The sequence below is a fragment of the Aliiglaciecola lipolytica E3 genome, from assembly GCF_000314975.1.
In the GTDB taxonomy this organism is placed as follows: Bacteria; Pseudomonadota; Gammaproteobacteria; order Enterobacterales; family Alteromonadaceae; genus Aliiglaciecola; species Aliiglaciecola lipolytica.
In genome coordinates this window covers 115,320-133,884 of the sequence record NZ_BAEN01000068.1, presented here as the reverse complement: position 1 = coordinate 133,884, position 18,565 = coordinate 115,320, and the positions used below count along the sequence as shown (strand labels likewise).

Genomic DNA, 18,565 nt, shown 5'->3' with positions numbered 1-18,565 from the left:
TAACCCATAATGCGAGCACAGCTACGAAGGTACCAATCAGGATTTACGCTCATCGAGATCATGGCGGTGCTGGCAATTATGGGAATTGTAATAAGTGTTGTTTCATTTAAAAACTTCGCACCAACACCTTTAGAAGAACTCGAAAAACAAGCTAAACGATTTCAAATTGTTGTCGATATGGCTTCGGATTTTGCAGTGCTAAACCAACAAGAAATTGGTATTCGCATAGAGCCAGAAACTGCCGAATACATATTCATGTGGCTAGACGATGAGCAGAACTGGCAACTCTTAGAAGGTCAGCAAGCGTTTTCACGATATCAATTACCTGAACCCTATGGACTAACGTTAACGTTAGACGATTTACCTTGGATTGATGAAGATAATTTATTTAGCGAAGGGATTTTTGATGAAACCTTATCTTTCAATGAAGATAGGGTTGAAATAGGCCAAGACGAAGAAGAGAAAAAACTACCTCCTCCACAAATTATGCTGCTTTCAAGCGGCGATGTTACTCCGTTTAGTTTAACCATGAAATACGAGCCTGACTTTTCATCAGATGATCCGGTTTATTTCAAACTCAACGCAATTGATAGTGTTCCTCTTGAGCGATTAGGACCATTGGATAGCGACTTATGAAAAACCTTAAGTCGAACTACGGGTTTACGTTACTGGAAGTTATGCTGGCACTGCTAATCTTTGCGATAACCGGCACGGCCATTATGAAATCTGCCACTGATCATTTAAACGGGGTTAGCCAAATAGAAAATATTACATTCGCTACTTGGGTTGCCAATAATCGACTAACGCAAATCAATATCGAAAATACCTGGCCGATTAAAGACAATCTAAAAGGCGAGGAAGATATGGCTGGCACAAAATGGTATTGGCAACAGAAATTATTAAAAACACCTGATGAATCGTTAGTAGGTGTAGAAGTTACGGTTGGTCTAGACGAAAATTTTGAGCGAACAATTACCAGTGTAACGACCTATATGGCAAAGCCAAAGAGTCCAATCTGATGAATGGCCAACCTAAACAAAGCGGTTTCACTCTGATTGAAATTATGATCGCAGTTGCCATTTTCACATTAATCGGCATAGCCTCTACAGGTGTAATGACCGCCGTAATCGACAGTGATGAACTATCAGAAAGTCGCTTTGAAAAACTACAGACTCTGCAACGCGCAATGCTGACAATTGAACGCGATATGCTGCAAGCGGTCCCCAGATCAGTGCGCATTGAAGGCGAAGAAAATAACATTGTCATGAGAGGCGAGAAAAATTTACTGGAGAGCGATGCTGATGGGCTCTCATTTGTGCGTGGTGGCTGGCAGAATCCACAACTCATGTTACATCGCAGCACGTTGCAAAGTGTTGGTTATCGCCTTCAAGAAGGTAAATTAGAGCGCTTATTTGGTAATTATGTAGACAATGTAGTTGGCTTCGAGCCCAAGGTTCGGGTGCTGCTTACTGATATTGAAGATTTCAAAGTGTTGTTTTTACTTAATGGCGGTAAAGACTCCGAAGATATGGAAAGCTGGGACGAATCTTATGCTCAAAACAGCTTACCTGTCGCAGTGATGATCACAATAACCAGTAAAGAATTTGGGCCGGTTACCCGTAAATTCATGATGGGTACGTTAGATTCATGAATAGCGTTTCGCAATCACACAAAAAGCAACGAGGCGTAGCATTAATTATCGTCTTAATGATTGTTGCGTTAGTCTCCATCATCGCTACAGAAATGGGTGCGCGTTTGCAGTTGCAGATTACCCGAGCAACGAATATCAAAGATAATAATCAAGCTTTTTGGTATGCGTTAGGAGCCGAGCAATATGCGATAAAATCGGTTCGTGAATTAATCGCTTTAAATTCTAATGTTGTATCGTTAGAAGGAGGATGGTCTGAAGAATTTACCTTTCCTTTGGATGGCGGAGGTATTCAGGCGCAACTCACCGATATGCAAACCTGCTTAAATTTAAATGCCATAGATTCAGTAAATCGTCCTCAGCAGAATAATACTCAGAACAATGAAAACGGCAATGCCGACAATAACAACACTGACACCAACAACAATTCAAACGATGTTAAAGACGCATTGCGCGGAAATAATAATGGTGATATCAACTCAATACCTGAAGAAGCGTTGGCATTCGAACGTTTATTAACGGATGTCGTACCTGATCTGGACAATTATTCCATAGAAGTGGTGCGAGATTCGCTGATTGATTGGTTGGATCAAGATGACAACATGAGCCAAAGCGGCGCTGAAGATTCTGATTATGCAGCACTAGTTAATCCGTACCTGACCGCGAATAACTTGATGGTCAGCAAATCCGAAATCAGATTAGTCAACGGTGTCCAACCACAATGGATAGGCGCACTCTTACCTTCGATTTGCGTTATTCCCAATGTGACTGAACTGAAAATAAACGTAAACACAGTAAAAGAAGAGCAAGCTGCAGTATTAGCCGCATTAACTGGCGCGCCTACGTCAGAAATCCAAAGTTTAATTAGCAATCGCGCACCTGATGGCTACCAATCAGTACAAGATTTTTTCGCCGAAAGTCTGTTCACCAATCACACCTTAAGCGCGCAACAACAAAGTTGGTTTGATGTGAAAACAGAATACTTTCTATTACATACCAAGACCCGTTACAATAACGCTACATTTACGATGTCTTCACTACTAAAAGTAGAAAATAACGACCAAGTCACCGTCATACGGCGAGAGTTTGGAGGAGTACTTTAATGGAAAATCTGGTTATTCGCCTTGGTTCAACAACCAATGATCCTGTCAATTGGCTGGTTTGGTCTGCGCAAGAGCAAGAAATCATTGCCTCTGGCGTGCTCGATAACGCGCAGCAGCTTTCGTCATTGTCGGAACGAGCAGGAAAGCGTCCGATAACCGCACTTGTGCCCGGGTGTGACTTTTTACTTAAATGGGTGACCATGCCCGCAAAAGCGTCACGCAAAGCACTTACCGCAATTCCTTATATGCTCGAAGAAGATCTAAGTACAGATATCAGTGAGCAGTTTTTCGCATTGGGCGATAGAAATGGCAATGCTCAAGCGGTAGCTGTTGTAGGTCGAAGCAAAATGCAAGATTGGCTACACGCCATAAAAAGCGCAGGATTGTTTTGTGACAAGATGCTTCCTGATGTGTTGGCTTTGCCGTATTTGGAAGATGCTTGGAGCATGGTAACACTGGGGCAAAACGCGATTATTCGTCAAGACCAGTGGCAAGGACTACAAGGTGACTCAAGTTGGTTGCTGCAAGCTATGGAACACTTTGCAAAACAACAAACAACGCCGCTAAAAGTTGCAAATTATAGTGATCTTGATATTTCAAACTTGGCGAACGTTGAGCCAATTGAGCAAGAATTGGAATTACCCATGCAGTTGCTTGCGACTGGGGCACTAAAAAGTGGATTCAACCTGTTACAAGGCGAGTTTAAAGCAAAGCAACAAAGTAAAAGTGAATGGCGCAAATGGCGCGTTGCTGCGGTATTGGCGATTGTTGCTTTGCTTGTCACCGTGGTCGATAAAAGTATTCAAGTCAATCAATTAAAGCAACAAAGTAGTGACTTAAAAGCGCAAATGCACGAAGAATTTAAAAAGGCGTTCCCTAACCAACAAAAACCTACTCGCATTCGTCGTGCCATGGAAAGAGAGTTAGCTAAGTTAGCAAACGGCGGCGGACAAACCTCAATGTTGGCGATGATGTCGCAACTCACCGATGCGTTTCGAAGTAGCGATGTGAAACCACAAACAATTCGGTTTGATAGTGCTCGTTCAGAAATACGCCTACAGGCAGTTGCAGCTAATTTTGAAGCGTTAGAGCAATTCAAACGTATAGCTCAAGAGAAGGGCTTTGAAGTTGAACAAGGTGCGATTAACAACAAAGACAGCCAAGTCATTGGTTCGTTATCCATAAGGAGCTGATATGAAAGAATTATTAGACAAGTTTAATCAGCTATCAGAACGTGAAAAAACGTTAGTTGTAATTTCCGGCATCATGTTAGTTATCGCTTTGTTTTATTTCATAGTTTGGTCACCTATTAGTGACTCACTGGAAACACAACGTAAACTCGTAACATCTAATCAGGCCGATCTCATTTGGATGAAAAAAAATGCTAATCGCGCGATTCAATTACGCAGCGCTGGAGGCAACTCAGCGGTATATTCCGGTTCATTACCGCAAGCAGTAAACCAAACAGCAGGGCGAGTAAACATTGCTATTTCACGAATGCAGCCTCAAGGTGAAGAATTAAAAGTATGGGTAGATCAAGCACCGTTTAATGATGTTGTTAGTTGGTTACAAAGCCTAGAGGCACTCGGCATTCGCATCATCAATGTTGATTTAGCCGAATCCAATGCGCCTGGAATGGTAAAAGTCAGAAGTTTGCAGTTAGGGAAATCATGATTCGAATAGTTAAATGGAGTCTTTTAGGGCTATTGGCGTATATTGTTTTACTCATAATTAATTTACCTGCTAGTCAGGTGATTTATCGCGTAAATCAGTCTAAAGATGTATCGATTGAGGGGGTTCAAGGAACAATTTGGCGCCCATCTGCAAGCATGATCACGGTTAACAATATCAGTATTGAAAACGTGCAATGGCAAATGTCATTTTGGCAACTATTAGTTGGAAAAGTAAGTTTAGACATCGATGCTGGAAACCTACGCGCGAGCGATAAAGTTTCGGCTCGAGGTGTTGTAAATATAAGCCTGTTCGACCCCAGCCATATTCAAGCTTCTGATCTCACTTTGTATATTCCAGCAGATATGCTGATAGCACAAGTACCACTGCCTGTTGCAGTCAATGCCGGTGGTCGTTTTAAGGTACTAGTCAACGAGTTAGATTATCCCGGTAAATGTGTTGCGTTATCTGGAGACGGTCAGTGGATTAATGCGGGTTTAGAAGGGTTAATTGGCCTTAACGAACCACTGAGTTTAGGTAACTTTGAAGCGACTTTAAACTGCATTGAAAACGACGTATTGGTTAAAATTAATCCACCGAATGTTTTTAATCTAACTGCTGATGCCCGTATCCCAAATAATTTAAAAGTAAAATTAGACGGGCAGTTCAAGCCAGATGACAGCTTGCCTAAACAAGTAAAAGACGCAGCAAAGTTCTTTGGTCGTCCTGATAATCAAGGATTTTATAAAATAAAGCTCTAAACTCTAGAACTCAATAAAATCTTATCAGTCCCTATGATTGCTGGCGATTAAATAGATTCTGGTTAATATCATCAATCAAGAACCGATAATCTTGAATACCTGGAAAGTCATTACTTTTGCGAATTTCACCTTGGCTATCTGGGTTTTCTACTGCTAACAAGTGAGCAATTCCAAATTCTTTTGCCGCATGCAAAATAGGAATACTATCATCCACAAAAAGTGTGTTTCGTGGATCAAAACCTAAACGCTGTTGTAGTTTCTGCCATAACAATTGTGACTCTTTAGTCACACCAAATTCGTGGGTAGAAATAAGTGTATCAATGTGGCTGTCTAAATGTGTCTGTTCAATTTTTAACGATAGACTTCCAGGATGTGCATTCGTCACTAAAATCACATCTCTTCCACTGCGATGCAAAGCATCCAGAAAAGGTAAGGTGTCTTCACGCATGCTAATCAGATGTTTTATTTCCTGTTTAGCTTCAATAATATCCATATCTAGTTTTTCTGCCCAATAATCAAGGCAATACCAATTAATGGTGCCCATTACTTTTTGATATTCAAGATGAATATCCTGTTTAGCTTTTTCGAGGCTGATAGCATGCTTGAGCGCCAATTTCTGTGGCACAACCTCCATCCAAAAATGGTTATCAAAGTGCAAATCAAGCAACGTTCCATCCATATCCAGTAAAACAGTTTTAATTTGGTTCCAGTGCAGCATTGGCAAGTCAGTTATCCATGGGTTAAAGTAGGGCAAAATTGATTAGTAAAACGTATCGCCCAATATTGGGAGACCGTCGTTAGTTTAACGTGATAGGTACATGAATAAAATAGACCCGAATAAAACGCTCCCGCAAATACATCAGCGGGAAATTGTTGCAAAAAGCGGCTTCTTCCGTGTTGAACGGGTCGACCTTGAATTTTCAAACGGAGCAACTCGACAATTTGAGAGAATGGCTGGTTCAGGCAACGGTGCCGTGATGATAGTGCCATTTCTTGATTCAGAAACAATGTTGCTTATTCGAGAATATGCTGCTGGAACTCACTCCTATCAACTGGGATTTCCTAAAGGCCTAATTGATCCCGGCGAATCCGTTCTGGAAGCTGCGAATAGAGAGCTCAAAGAAGAGGCTGGTTACGGCGCAGAGCAAATAGAAAAAATTCATACAGTAAGTATGGCCCCCACTTTTTTTGACGCCAAAATGAATATTGTTTTGGCACAAAACTTATATGAATGTCGCTTAGAAGGGGATGAACCCGAACCATTAGAAGTCATTCCTTGGTCCATTCATAATATAGACGCGCTATTGGCGCGCGATGATTTTATAGAAGCGCGCTGCATAGCCGCATTATTTCTAGTTCAAAAATATTTGGCACAAAATTCAACAGAGGTACGATAATGGCTGTAAACCCTCGGCAAGATTTGTTAACCATAGCCAAATTTGCGGCTAAAACCGCAGGTGAAGAAATACTCAAAATTTATGATAGTGGTGATTTCAAAGCCTATGAAAAAGAGGATGAGTCGCCGGTAACATCGGCAGACTACCGCGCAAATGAAATTATCATGGAAATACTGCAAAAGGAAACGCCTGACATCCCAATAATGTCAGAAGAAACGAATAATGGAAATCTGGATCAGCGAGAGCATTGGCAACAGTATTGGTTAATTGATCCCATCGATGGTACTCAGGAATTTATCGCGCGCAGTGGTGACTTTGCGGTGAATATTGCCCTAATTGAGGACAACCAACCTGTTCTAGGCGTTATTTATTGGCCCGCCGGTGAAACTTTGTATTACGCCTCTAAAGATCATGGCGCGTTTAAATCCTGCCCTGTAGAGAACAACAAACAAATATTTGTACGCAAATTCCAAGAGCCTGCTACAGATGTTGTCATGATTGCGATTAGTCGTCGACAGCCACGAGAAAGAATCATGAACCACATGAGTTCGAACCGTATCTATCAAACACTTCCTTTGGGCAGTTGCTCGCTGAAGGCATGTTTTATTGCCGAAGGTAAGGCCGATGTATTCTTACGGGTCGGGGTCACAGGAGAATGGGATACAGGCGCTTCTCAATGTATTGTAGAAGAAGCAGGAGGAAGCGTTCTTTCAGCTAATTTTGTACCACTTACCTATAACCAACGTGATACAACAGACAACCCTGACTTTGTCGTGTTAGGAGATAGCCAAGTAGATTGGCAAGAAATCGTTGAATATAAATAAGGAGAAATATATGAGAACACTTAGTCTTGTAAGTATTGCATTAAGTTGTGCAGCCTATGCAACGTTTTCACACGCCGATTGGCAGTTAGATAACTCGTCATCGGAATTGAACTTCATTTCCACTAAAAATGAACATATAGCTGAGCTTCATCAATTTAAACAACTTTCTGGAAATTTAAGTGAGTCTGGAAAGTTAGAAGTCAAAGTTGATTTAAAATCAGTAGAAACTAACATTCCAATACGTAATGAGCGTATGCAGAAGTTTCTATTTGATGTGGAAAATACACCAGAAGCCACTTTATCAGGTCAGGTACCGGATTCCGTTTTAAGTATGCAAGCAGGTACAACCGAATTAGTCACTCTAAAATTAGACATTTCAATCAAAGGGAAATCTGCAAGTTACGAAATTTCAGTACGTGTTAATAAAGATAAAAACGACAATTTTACTGCAACAACAGTCAAACCCGTTTTAATCGACGCCAACAAACATGATCTAGTTCCAGGCATTGAAAAATTACAGGAAATTGCAGGATTAAAAAGTATTAGCCTACCGGTACCGCTAACCTTTTCCGTAACGTTTTCGAGTAAATAGTTAGATACGACATTGTATTCGGGGCTTTAGCCCCGAAAAAAACGTAACCGCCAGACAAGATCACGCTGGGATAAATCCCAGCCTACAAGCTGTAGTCGGGGCTTCAGCCCCGAAATCACGAAAACCCCAAACAACCGCACCGGAAGATATCCCGGTCTACATATTATTGTCTGGGTTATCAACCTGATCTTTTGTCACTATGTTCACACTTTCGTGCAGCTCTGAATACTGCACGAATGCCTGTCCAGATTTAAGTTGCAGCATGACGTGATTTACTTTTTGCTCAAGATCAAATTCCATCTCACCGTAATCCGTGCCTTCCTGAAGAACAAAAGACTCAACTAGGCTTTTTAATGTTTCTGGGGGTATCTCACTAATAGGAATGATCATTCTTGTACAACATTATGAATTGAAAAAGGCTCGATGAAATCTGCAATACGTTTATGAAACCAAATTTTGGGTTTCCACGGCGTTCCATGTAAAAAGCCAACATGTCCACCCGTCTCACTCAGTTCTAAATCTACTGAATCGGATAATTCATGCTCTTCAGGCAGAACCGCTTCATTCATAAAAGGATCATCGATGGAATGCAGAATGAGTGTAGGTGTTTCGATATGTTTAAGAAAACTGATTGCACTGCATTTTTGATAATAGTCATCCGCATTTACAAAACCATGCAAGGGTGCTGTGACACTTTCATCAAAGTCTCTAAAATTGGTTAGTTGTGCAACCTTTGCGTCATCAATGCTAAGTAGCCCTTTATAGTCAATATGTTGCATTTTAGAGCGTAACGTTTTCACCATACTTTTTAATAAATAGTTTTGATAAACTTTTGAGAACCCATGATTTATGCTTTCAGCGCACTCCGCTAATTTAAATGGAGTTGAAACCGCGACAGCTGCTTTTATCAATTTTTGAGCGGGATTTTCCCCCAACAGTTTAAGCAACATGTTAGCCCCCAATGAAAAGCCAATTGCCACTTTGGGTAAATCAGGAAACTTTTTATCTAACCATTGCATAAAATAATTAGCATCTTCAGTCTCACCAGAATGATACGCGCGTGGAGTAGAGTTTAGCTCACCGCCACATCCTCGAAAATGCATTAGCACGGTCTGCCAACCTTGGCTTTGCAACTCTGCCATTAAATCATTAGCATAATGGGATTTTACTGAGCCTTCTAAACCATGAAATATCACAGCTAAACCTTTGCTTTCGGGAATGGTTTCCGGTTGTCCCCACACTAAATTTAGTGAATCCGTATCCGGCAGAGATAACTTTTCGACTCGCAACGCTAATGGGCGGCGGCGCTGAATAAACCGTGGCCACAGGGTTTGTATATGACGATTTCGAGCCCAAAAAGGCGCCTTAAATTCACTTCGTCTTATTCTACTTTGGATAGAATTATCTGCTCGCTTTTGTTTATCGCTCATGTGCTTAAGATACAATGTTTGTTGATACAGTGTGTAGTGAAAAAAGGTCATCTAGATGACCTATCTTACACTCTAAGTCAGGATCACCCTGTTTATCAAGTGAGCTTAAATACACCTGCAAATTAGACATACTTTTAATGCTAGTTTGATGCTGATTGAGAAAGTGAATAATGTTTTGCTGTTGCAGTTTTTCCAATGCTAATTCTTCGGCCAATAGTTGGGAGTAGATACTCGGCTGATTCATCTTAGCGACAATTCGTTTTTGTCTGATTGCCTCTACGTCTGCAACAGAAGGAGCAATGAAGGACGATAAATCTACAAACTGTAATTTCGACAATTGACGATTGTTGAGATTTAAATAACCACAGAGCAATAGAATATTGACGTTAACAGAAAAGTCATTTTGAAGTGCTAAACACGTTTCTTTCACGTCCTCGATTGCGTAAATACCTAGCGAGAACTGCCAAAAATCTTCAGCCGACCAATTTTTGCTCATCGAAATCCTGTTGTTTTTGCTCTAACGCCTCTTGCGATTCCATCCATTGCATTTCGGCTTCTTCCAAAGCATTTTTAGTATTACCTTGTTCTAATAATAATTCTTTTAAGCGGGCTTTATTTTCATCGGAATAGATATCGACGTCGGCGAGTGCAGTTTCCACTTTTTTAAGTTTTTCAGTACATAAATTCATTTGCTTTTCGGCTGCCTGAATGGCTTTACGCAATCCTTGAGTGGCTTGTCTAAACTCGGCTTCTAAGCGTTTAACATTTTTGCGATCCATCTTAATCTCAGACGCTCGCTCAGTAGAAGAATTATCATTCTTGTTTGTTGCTTTCTGCCCGCTATCTTTAAGTAGCCAGTCACGGTAATCATCTAAATCGCCATCAAAAGCCACCACTTTTCCACTATCCACTAAATAGAAGTCGTCACACACTGATGTTAGTAGAAAACGATCGTGAGAAACCAAAACCATGGCCCCTTCAAAGCTTTGCAACGCGATATTTAAAGCATGGCGCATTTCTAAATCTAGGTGGTTAGTTGGTTCATCAAGTAAAAGTAAATTAGGTTTTTGATAAACCAGTAACGCCAAAACTAAACGCGCTTTTTCGCCGCCAGACATTGGAGACACTTTTCCCAACGCTTGATCACCATGGAACCCGAAGCCCCCTAAGAAGTCTCGTAAACTTTGTTCAGTGGCCGATTTATCTAACCGGTATAAGTGATCTAACGCGCTATCCTGCGGACGTAAGAATTCAAGCTGGTGCTGCGCAAAATAACCAATACTTAGACCCGCAGAGGTCATGTATTCGCCACTCATCGGTGACTTTTCATTTGCGAGCAATTTGATTAAGGTTGATTTACCTGCGCCATTTCGGCCTAACAAGCCTATTCGACTACCCGGAACTAAATTTAAATGCAGACTGTCGATTATGACAGTTTCGTCATAACCCACCTGTACTTCTTCCATTTTTACTAACGGATTAGGCAGCTTGGGAGGCGCAAAAAACTCAAATGAAAACTGAGACTGTGCATGTGCTGGCAGTAAGTCTTCCATCTTTTCCAATTGCTTTATACGACTTTGAGCTTGTTTTGCTTTACTCGCTTTGGCTTTAAAACGATTAATAAAAGATTCTAGATGAGCCACTTTTGCTTGTTGTTTTTGAAACTCCAGATCTTGCAATCGCAATCGCTCTGCCCGTTGGCGTTCAAAAGAAGCGTAATTGCCGGTGTAACTCATCAATTTTTGACTTTCAACGCTCACAATTTCAGTGACAGTGTTATCTAGAAAGGATTTGTCATGCGATATAAGAATTAGTGTTCCTGAATATCTTGCTAACCAGCGCTCTAGCCAAATTACCGCATCTAAATCCAGGTGGTTAGTGGGCTCATCCAGTAACAACAAATCAGAGTGGCACAAAAGCGCTTGTGCTAAGTTAAGCCGCATGCGCCAACCACCAGAAAAGTCAGTTACCGGCTTGCTAATCTGTGCATGACTAAAGCCTAAACCTGCCAGGATCGTTGCAGCCCTAGACTCTATGTCATATGCGCCCGCCTGTTCTAATTGACCGTGTAAAACAGCTATTTTTTCCCCTTCATGGTTTTCCTGTGCTTGCGCTAAACTTCGTTGAAGTTTGCGATATAACACATCACCATCAATCACATAATCCAATGCACTTCGATTAGATGCAGGTGTTTCTTGGGCAACAGAAACAATCTGCCAGTTTTTAGGCAGTTGACATTCTCCCGCATCGGGATGCAATTCTTCACGAAGTAACGCGAATAAACTAGATTTACCGCAACCGTTAGAACCAATAAGTCCTACTTTATGACCAGGATAAATTGTTGCTGAAGCGCGCTCTAGAAGGATTTTACTGCCACGCAGTAACGTCAGGTCTGAAATTTGGATCATTTACGAACAATACTAATCAAATTACTTGAATTGGCGTATTATACACTGAAGCGGAACAGAAATGCGCGCCTGCGTGTGAAATGAAATTTAATTAACGCCTTGAGAATAATAGAATTAGATGACTAAAAAAACCAAAAAACGCTTTGTGGCAGGAGCCATTTGCCCGAAGTGTAAAGCGCAAGATACGATCATGTTATTTTTTGAAAACAACGTCGAAAAACTCGCATGTGTTGAATGTGATTACACAGAATCACAAGTAGAAAAACAAGTCGACTCTGCCAAGCGGCAAAATGAAGATGTGATTGGGGTGTTCAAACCCTAACGAGATGTCTGGCTATAGTTATACTTAATACGATTTTCTTTCAAAGTAGAACATGCTCGATAAGGAAGCGATAATCTGATGCAAAAAACAGTCTGGTATAAAGCGCCTGAAATGATAATTGCATTGTCTGCACTATTAATTAGCGTCGTAACTGCCGTGGTCGGAATATATTCGGCATACATAGACAGATCTTATGCAAGAGCTGCAGTTTGGCCAAGAATTGAAATTTATCGAAGTTTCAATAATGGGGTGTTTGAATACGGCGTCATGAATAGTGGAAATGGGCCTGCTTTAATCCAGTACGCTCATGTAACCTATAAAGGTGAACCCATTCAATATTGGAATCAAATACCGGACATCCCAGATTTCGTACAATCACACTTAAGCACTCGAATACTATCGTCTCAGAATACGATTATCCCCTTATCAATTGGGACTGAAAAAGCCGCAGGGTTTGTTGCTGTCGACAGTGATATTGACATACAACTATGTTATTGCTCAATTTACGAAGAGTGCTGGTTAATATCCAGAGTCAACGCAGCTGAAACGGTGGAAAGTTGTGAAATATCGCCCGAAAAAAGCTTTCTACAATAACTCAATTTTAGCTTATGTTAATAGTGTGGTGGTGGGGCTTCTTCAGACGCATCTGCGATATTAGACGGCTCAATTTGTTTCATTCGCTGAGTCATATGTTTAATTTGAAACATCATTTTATCAATTTGAATTTGTTGATCAGCCAATGCTTTATTCAGCTGTTCAATGGTGTCTTCCTGAAAAGCTAGTTGCGTTTGTAAATGTGCTATTTCAGTGTGTAAATCGGTACTCATAAAATTTATTTCAATCCTGTTCGAATGGCCAATATTCTGCCAGTCCACTGCTACTTTCAGATAATAACTGATTTTCTTGACTGAAGCTCACTGCATATACAATCGCGCTTTGAGGTTGCGTACCTTCTTTTGGTGTAACTCGCCATTCTTGAATTTCAGATCCACTAGTGACAGACCACAAATTTAACGCTCTACCTGGTGATCCAGTTGCCAAATATTTTCCGTTTTCTGAAAAGGTCGCTGTGCTAAAAATTTTTTGACGCTGTAAATAAAAAAGCTGACTTATTTCTTTGCCGCTTTGCACATCCCATATTTTTGCCCCGCGTTTACTATCTACTGAAAATGCGTATCGACCTAAATCATCTAATGCGACTTTCGTTACGCGGCTTGAGTGGACGAATTTGTGAATCACTTGGCCGGTGCGCGTATCCCACAAGTAGGCTGTATAGTCGTTACCTCCGGTAAGTGCATAAAAGCCATTGGGAGAAATATCGACACTATTGATCTTTTCCTGATGTCCTAAAAACTCTAATCGACGTCCGGTTTTAGGTTCAAAAAATAGCACCTTGCCGTTTCCTCTGCCAACTAAGATTCCACGGCCATTATTACTGACCGCGATATCGCGAACACTGGCCTCATCGATACGCCAAAACCCTTCAGGCTCACCCGTGGTCAAATTCCACAGTGCAAAGGCTTCCCTGTCCGCAGTAACCACATAGCTACTATCAGCGGCAATATGCACAATGCCGACGGTGTTGTGATTGTTGCCTTCTTCTTGGTGGCTCCATTTAAACTTTTCTGCTTGATTAGTTAAATCCCATACCAATATCCCTTGTTGGGCTGTAGAGATAACGCTGATTTTCCCATCAGCCGAAATATCTGCAGCATATGCGCCTTCTTGAGCATGACGCACGGATTTTTCAGGCTGGCTAATTGCGCCACTGCAGGCGCTTAAGAAAAGGCTGATCATCACCCACAGGAAAGTGAAGCGATGATTTAACATTAATCGGTCGGCAGTTTTATACATACTGTCTAATCAAGTTGGTGTATTACTATAGTTCGTTTAGTATATACCTAAGTCACCTTAAATTGCGCGTTTCACAACGGTATTGGGTGTTAATTTGATTTTCAGGTGATGATTTTTCTCACCTCAAAGCAACTAGCTTGTTTACTTAAATCAATTTACACTGCCCCGCGAATAATTATTTTTTGAGGAAGTTGGCGTTTATGCCAACATTAAAAAGACGCATTAAGAATTTTCGTTTGTTTAACAAGCAAACTCATTAATTTATTGATATTTTGGAGAAATTGAATGAAAAAGGCAGCTATTGCATTTGTCGTTGCTTCTGTTTTCGGCATAACTGCTTGTCAACAAAAAGCTGATCCGTTAGAAGTAGAAGAAATTAAATTTACGTCTGTAGAAGAAGAGCAGGCGTACGCGTTTGGCGCAAGTGTAGGCGGATTTGTTGAGCAAAGATTGGCGACTCAAGAAAGCATGGGTGTTGAGTTAGACAAGGCATTGATCATTAAAGGCTTTGCTGCTGCGATGCAAGGAAAGTCACAGATAGAGCAAGGTGAAATTCAAACGCTAAACAGCCAAATCGACAAAGCAATGCAAGAAGGCCAAGTTTTGCTTGCTGAAAAGAATATAGAAAAAGGTAAACAGTGGTTGGCAGACAATGCTAAGAAAGAAAACGTCACTGAAACCGAATCTGGTCTGCAATACGAAGTGTTAATTTCTTCTGAAGGCGACAGCCCAGTTGCTGAAGATACGGTAAAAGTACACTACAAAGGCACACTTTTAGACGGTACAGAATTTGATTCTTCTTATAGCCGAGGTGAGCCAGCAACATTCCCTCTTAATCGAGTGATTGCTGGTTGGACTGAAGGTGTTCAATTGATGAATGTAGGTTCTAAATACAAGTTCTATATTCCTTCTGAACTTGCCTACGGAAATCGTGCTACAGGTAAAATAACACCTAATTCAACGCTCATTTTTGAAGTTGAACTTTTAGAAATTGTAAACAAGCCTGCTGTTGAATAATTTTATTCCACATTAAGCTAACACCTACGAAAAAGCCGGAAGTCTAATCGACTTCCGGCTTATTTTTTCACTATCAGCATTATCCTTGCTGAACCTAGTTCCACTTTTTTATTGGTCTTTCTAATCGACCTTAAGGCCCGAACTAATTTCGGGTTTGGAATAAAATTTCACTACCTGATTGTTTACTAGTTTGAACATATCTAATGCTCTAAACCAACGTTCATCTACGAGAGGCCTCCTATAAAAGTTACCTTCGAATTATTTACGTTTTATAGCGAAACACTGTAACATACTCGGTAGCAAAGCCAGCCACAGCGCGTGTTGAAACGACATTGTTGCGTTTTTTTTATGCGCTTCAAGTTGTCGTTTAACTATCTTAAATATTAGTCTAGTTTGTGATATTTTCCCGAAAATTTTGGCTGTTTTTTGGAACAATTTTGACTAACAAAAAAGCGGTTATAATTAATTATTACATTGGATTCTCGATTAGTTTCTAGAATTACATCTAAGTCTTTGTATCCTAAAAAGAGTTTCAAAATAATGAGGTTTTTTGCTTGAGAACACCGTTAATTACCCGCAAGGGTTACCTGCAACTTCAAAATGAACTTGATCACTTATGGCGTGTTGAAAGACCCGAAACGACCAAGAAAGTCACGTGGGCAGCAAGCTTAGGTGACCGCAGCGAAAATGCAGATTACCAATACAACAAAAAGCGTTTACGGGAGATAGACAGGCGCATTCGGTATTTGAGCAAGAGTTTAGAAAACTTAAAGGTCGTTGATTACTCACCGCAGCAAGAAGGCAAAGTATTTTTTGGTGCTTGGGTAGAAATAGAAAACGAAGATGACAAAGTTTTAAAGTTGCAAATTGTTGGCTACGACGAAATATTTGCGCGCAAAGATTGTATTTCCATCGATTCACCAATGGCCAGAGCTCTGATAAAAAAGCAAATAGATGACGAAGCGATTGTGCGAACAGAGGCTGGCGAGTTTGTTTGGCTAATAAAAAGTATTGAATATGAAAAATAACCGAGCTTAAGTGTTTTTTATCTCTAACAGCACTGGTAAAGTTGCGGCTGTTTATTTTCGGGCACTTAAGTTGCCCTTTTTCAGTTTCTAAAGGCTAATATGCCGTATCAAGGGTCGAATATGATCATCGAAAAAATTGCCAGCGAACTAAATGTTGAGCAAAAACAAATTAAAGCAGCGGTTGAATTACTCGACGGCGGCGCAACAGTTCCATTTATAGCTCGCTATCGAAAAGAGGCGACATTTGGATTAGACGATGCGCAATTGCGTACTTTAGAACAGCGGTTAGGATACTTACGCGAAATGCAAGAGCGTATGATGGTAATCCTTAAGTCAATTGATGAGCAAGGTAAACTAACACCACAACTAAGCCAGCAGATAAAATCAGCTGAAAATAAGACAGAATTAGAAGACTTATATTTACCCTTTAAACCTAAGCGTCGTACCAAAGGCCAAATAGCAATTGAAGCGGGTTTAGAGCCGCTAGCTGACAAGTTATTTGCCGATCCTCAATTAACCCCAGAAGTAGAAGCCGAGCACTTTGTAAATTCTGAAGCGGGTGTTGCAGATGTGAAGGCGGCGTTAGATGGTGCAAAGTATATTTTGATGGAGCGTTTCTCCGAAGATGCGCAATTGCTGCAAAAAATTCGACGTTATTTACAACAAAATGCACATATTAAAAGCAGTGTTATCAGCGGCAAAGAAAAAGACGCCGCTAAATATTCTGATTACTTCGAGCATAGCGAAAAAATTAGTAAAGTCCCTTCTCATCGTGCATTAGCCATGTTTCGCGGTCGCAACGAAAATCTTCTTCAGGTTAATCTTGATGCCGATCCCCAACAAGAAGAAGGCAATCGTAGTGCATATTGTGAAAGTATTATTAGCGATCATTTCAACCTGCAATTTAATGGTAAGCCTGCGGATTCTTGGTTAGCCACAGTGGTGCAGTGGACCTGGAAAGTGAAAATACAGTTGCATATGGAATCCGAGTTATTTGGTGCGATTAGAGAACAAGCTGAAGAAGAAGCGATTGGTGTGTTTGCACGCAACTTAAATGACTTGCTAATGGCTGCACCGGCAGGTGCAAAAGTGACGATGGGGCTGGATCCTGGCTTGCGTACCGGCGTTAAAGTGGCGGTTGTTGACACCACAGGTAAAGTCGTTGCAACCAATACTATTTTCCCCCATGTACCGCAAAATCAATGGGATAAGTCAATTCGCACCCTAGCTAATTTGTGTAAACAACATAAAGTACAACTGGTCAGTATTGGTAACGGCACGGGTTCAAGAGAAACAGATAAACTCGTTGCAGAACTGATTAAATTAGAACCTGAACTTAAGCTACGGAAAATTGTAGTCAGCGAAGCTGGGGCATCTGTATATTCAGCGTCTGAACTGGCGTCTCAAGAATTACCAGAAATGGATGTTTCATTGCGCGGGGCTGTATCTATCGCTCGTAGATTGCAAGATCCGCTTGCTGAACTGGTTAAAATTGAACCTAAAGCAATTGGTGTTGGACAATACCAACACGACGTTAGTCAAAGTAACTTAGGTAAATCTTTAGAACATGTTATTGAGGATTGCGTTAACGCTGTTGGCGTTGATGTGAACACGGCTTCCCCCGCGCTGTTATCCCATGTGTCTGGGCTCAATCGCACTTTAGCGCACAATATTGTTATGTTCCGAGATCAGCATGGTGCCTTTAGTCAACGTCAAGATTTGCTAAAAGTAGAACGCTTAGGTCCTAAAGCATACGAACAAGCCGCGGGATTTTTAAGAATTGTTAATGGCAGCAATCCGTTAGATTCCTCAGCTGTGCATCCAGAGGCCTATCCTGTGGTCAATGCCATTGTTGATAAAACTGCTTGCGCTGTGAATGACTTAATTGGCAATAAAGATATTCTTAAAACCCTTTCACCAGAGACCTATACCAACGAAAACTTCGGATTACCTACGGTAACCGACATTATAGCCGAGCTTGAAAAACCAGGACGTGATCCTCGCCCCGAATTTAAAACCGCAGCGTTTAAAGAAGGCGTAGAAAAAATTTCTGATTTGAAAGAAGGTATGATTTTAGAGGGCGTGGTCAGTAACGTCGCTAATTTCGGCGCTTTTGTTGATGTTGGTGTCCATCAAGATGGTTTAGTCCACATTTCTGCAATGACGAATAAATTTATCTCAGATCCCAGAGAAGTGGTCAAAGCGGGTGACATAGTAAAAGTCAAAGTCGTTGAAGTTGATGAACAACGTAAGCGAATTGCTTTCACCATGAAATTAGATGACAACGCTGCTAGCACTCAAGGCCCAAGAGACAATCGAGGCAAGAGTGATAAAGGTTCAAATAGAAATGTTAAACCTGCTAAGCACTCGCCACGTGATAACCAACGTAACAAAGCACCTGCGCAAAGTAACGCTGCGATGGGCAATGCGTTTGCTGACGCCTTTGCAAAAGCGAAACAAAAATAACCTAAATATGCGAAATCTAGCGGAGATGGCTCCGCTAGAATCGC

At 41.0% G+C, this 18,565-nt stretch carries 22 protein-coding genes; 15 read left to right on the top strand and 7 right to left on the bottom strand.

Annotation, left to right across the window (positions count from 1 at the left end; genetic code table 11):
- The first annotated feature begins 9 nt into the window (after positions 1-9).
- The 7 genes from gspH to GLIP_RS18060 are packed head-to-tail and all read left to right on the top strand — an operon-like array spanning position 10 to position 5,183.
- On the top strand, positions 10-636 hold the full coding sequence (gene gspH, locus GLIP_RS18090) for a type II secretion system minor pseudopilin GspH (RefSeq protein ID WP_052155010.1): 627 nt from the start codon (positions 10-12) through the stop codon (positions 634-636).
- A complete protein-coding gene (gspI, locus tag GLIP_RS18085) occupies positions 633-1,019 on the top strand; it encodes a type II secretion system minor pseudopilin GspI (protein ID WP_008846137.1) in 387 nt (128 codons plus the stop codon). Before gspH ends, gspI begins: the two co-directional genes overlap by 4 nt.
- Positions 1,019-1,651: a type II secretion system minor pseudopilin GspJ gene (gene gspJ, locus GLIP_RS18080; protein ID WP_008846136.1), complete on the top strand. Its 633-nt coding sequence runs from the start codon at positions 1,019-1,021 to the stop codon at positions 1,649-1,651. Before gspI ends, gspJ begins: the two co-directional genes overlap by 1 nt.
- Complete coding sequence (gspK, locus tag GLIP_RS18075; RefSeq protein WP_008846135.1) at positions 1,648-2,751, top strand: type II secretion system minor pseudopilin GspK; 1,104 nt, start codon at positions 1,648-1,650, stop codon at positions 2,749-2,751. Before gspJ ends, gspK begins: the two co-directional genes overlap by 4 nt.
- Entirely contained in the window at positions 2,751-3,944 is a 1,194-nt protein-coding gene (gene gspL / locus GLIP_RS18070) for a type II secretion system protein GspL (RefSeq protein ID WP_008846134.1), read from the top strand. Before gspK ends, gspL begins: the two co-directional genes overlap by 1 nt.
- Position 3,945: 1 nt before the next feature.
- Positions 3,946-4,425 carry a type II secretion system protein GspM gene (gene gspM, locus GLIP_RS18065; protein WP_008846133.1) on the top strand — a complete coding sequence of 160 codons (480 nt, stop codon included), beginning with the start codon at positions 3,946-3,948 and terminating at the stop codon, positions 4,423-4,425.
- On the top strand, positions 4,422-5,183 hold the full coding sequence (locus GLIP_RS18060) for a type II secretion system protein N (RefSeq protein WP_008846132.1): 762 nt from the start codon (positions 4,422-4,424) through the stop codon (positions 5,181-5,183). Before gspM ends, GLIP_RS18060 begins: the two co-directional genes overlap by 4 nt.
- A gap of 31 nt (positions 5,184-5,214) precedes the next feature.
- Here GLIP_RS18060 and yrfG read toward each other — a convergent pair whose 3' ends face one another.
- A complete protein-coding gene (gene yrfG / locus GLIP_RS18055) occupies positions 5,215-5,907 on the bottom strand; it encodes a GMP/IMP nucleotidase (protein WP_008846131.1) in 693 nt (230 codons plus the stop codon).
- 94 nt (positions 5,908-6,001) lie between these two features.
- Between yrfG and nudE the strand changes: the two genes are divergently transcribed.
- Genes nudE through GLIP_RS18040 form a run of 3 tightly spaced genes read left to right on the top strand, consistent with a single transcriptional unit; the run spans position 6,002 to position 7,996 of the window.
- Positions 6,002-6,580, top strand: a complete 579-nt coding sequence (gene nudE / locus GLIP_RS18050; RefSeq protein WP_008846130.1) for an ADP compounds hydrolase NudE — start codon at positions 6,002-6,004, stop codon at positions 6,578-6,580.
- Positions 6,580-7,404: a 3'(2'),5'-bisphosphate nucleotidase CysQ gene (cysQ, locus tag GLIP_RS18045; RefSeq protein ID WP_008846129.1), complete on the top strand. Its 825-nt coding sequence runs from the start codon at positions 6,580-6,582 to the stop codon at positions 7,402-7,404. Before nudE ends, cysQ begins: the two co-directional genes overlap by 1 nt.
- Positions 7,405-7,414: 10 nt before the next feature.
- Positions 7,415-7,996 carry a YceI family protein gene (locus GLIP_RS18040; RefSeq protein WP_008846128.1) on the top strand — a complete coding sequence of 194 codons (582 nt, stop codon included), beginning with the start codon at positions 7,415-7,417 and terminating at the stop codon, positions 7,994-7,996.
- A 156-nt stretch (positions 7,997-8,152) separates the two neighbouring features.
- Here GLIP_RS18040 and GLIP_RS18035 read toward each other — a convergent pair whose 3' ends face one another.
- The 4 genes from GLIP_RS18035 to GLIP_RS18020 are packed head-to-tail and all read right to left on the bottom strand — an operon-like array spanning position 8,153 to position 11,834.
- Positions 8,153-8,386 carry a YheU family protein gene (locus GLIP_RS18035; protein ID WP_040523481.1) on the bottom strand — a complete coding sequence of 78 codons (234 nt, stop codon included), beginning with the start codon at positions 8,384-8,386 and terminating at the stop codon, positions 8,153-8,155.
- Positions 8,383-9,426, bottom strand: coding sequence for a hydrolase (locus GLIP_RS18030; RefSeq protein ID WP_040523544.1), 1,044 nt, complete (start codon positions 9,424-9,426; stop codon positions 8,383-8,385). The genes GLIP_RS18035 and GLIP_RS18030 overlap by 4 nt, the downstream gene beginning before the upstream one ends.
- Before the next feature lie 4 nt (positions 9,427-9,430).
- Complete coding sequence (locus GLIP_RS18025) at positions 9,431-9,922, bottom strand: TIGR02444 family protein (RefSeq protein WP_008846125.1); 492 nt, start codon at positions 9,920-9,922, stop codon at positions 9,431-9,433.
- Positions 9,900-11,834: an ATP-binding cassette domain-containing protein gene (locus tag GLIP_RS18020; RefSeq protein WP_008846124.1), complete on the bottom strand. Its 1,935-nt coding sequence runs from the start codon at positions 11,832-11,834 to the stop codon at positions 9,900-9,902. Before GLIP_RS18020 ends, GLIP_RS18025 begins: the two co-directional genes overlap by 23 nt.
- A gap of 118 nt (positions 11,835-11,952) precedes the next feature.
- Here GLIP_RS18020 and GLIP_RS18015 point away from each other — a divergent pair, with 118 nt between their 5' ends.
- Positions 11,953-12,156: a YheV family putative zinc ribbon protein gene (locus tag GLIP_RS18015; protein ID WP_008846123.1), complete on the top strand. Its 204-nt coding sequence runs from the start codon at positions 11,953-11,955 to the stop codon at positions 12,154-12,156.
- Between the two features lie 78 nt (positions 12,157-12,234).
- Complete coding sequence (locus tag GLIP_RS18010) at positions 12,235-12,750, top strand: hypothetical protein (protein ID WP_008846122.1); 516 nt, start codon at positions 12,235-12,237, stop codon at positions 12,748-12,750.
- 17 nt (positions 12,751-12,767) lie between these two features.
- Here the strand turns inward: GLIP_RS18010 and GLIP_RS18005 are convergent, their stop codons facing one another.
- Positions 12,768-12,983: a SlyX family protein gene (locus GLIP_RS18005; RefSeq protein ID WP_008846121.1), complete on the bottom strand. Its 216-nt coding sequence runs from the start codon at positions 12,981-12,983 to the stop codon at positions 12,768-12,770.
- 10 nt (positions 12,984-12,993) lie between these two features.
- Complete coding sequence (locus tag GLIP_RS18000; RefSeq protein ID WP_008846120.1) at positions 12,994-14,010, bottom strand: WD40 repeat domain-containing protein; 1,017 nt, start codon at positions 14,008-14,010, stop codon at positions 12,994-12,996.
- Positions 14,011-14,295: 285 nt separating this feature from the next.
- Between GLIP_RS18000 and GLIP_RS17995 the strand changes: the two genes are divergently transcribed.
- From GLIP_RS17995 to GLIP_RS17985, 3 genes are all read left to right on the top strand, one after another.
- On the top strand, positions 14,296-15,027 hold the full coding sequence (locus tag GLIP_RS17995) for an FKBP-type peptidyl-prolyl cis-trans isomerase (protein ID WP_008846118.1): 732 nt from the start codon (positions 14,296-14,298) through the stop codon (positions 15,025-15,027).
- 554 nt (positions 15,028-15,581) lie between these two features.
- A complete protein-coding gene (greB, locus tag GLIP_RS17990; RefSeq protein WP_008846117.1) occupies positions 15,582-16,055 on the top strand; it encodes a transcription elongation factor GreB in 474 nt (157 codons plus the stop codon).
- Positions 16,056-16,175: 120 nt separating this feature from the next.
- Positions 16,176-18,521: a Tex family protein gene (locus tag GLIP_RS17985; RefSeq protein WP_008846116.1), complete on the top strand. Its 2,346-nt coding sequence runs from the start codon at positions 16,176-16,178 to the stop codon at positions 18,519-18,521.
- The last annotated feature ends 44 nt before the right edge of the window (positions 18,522-18,565 follow it).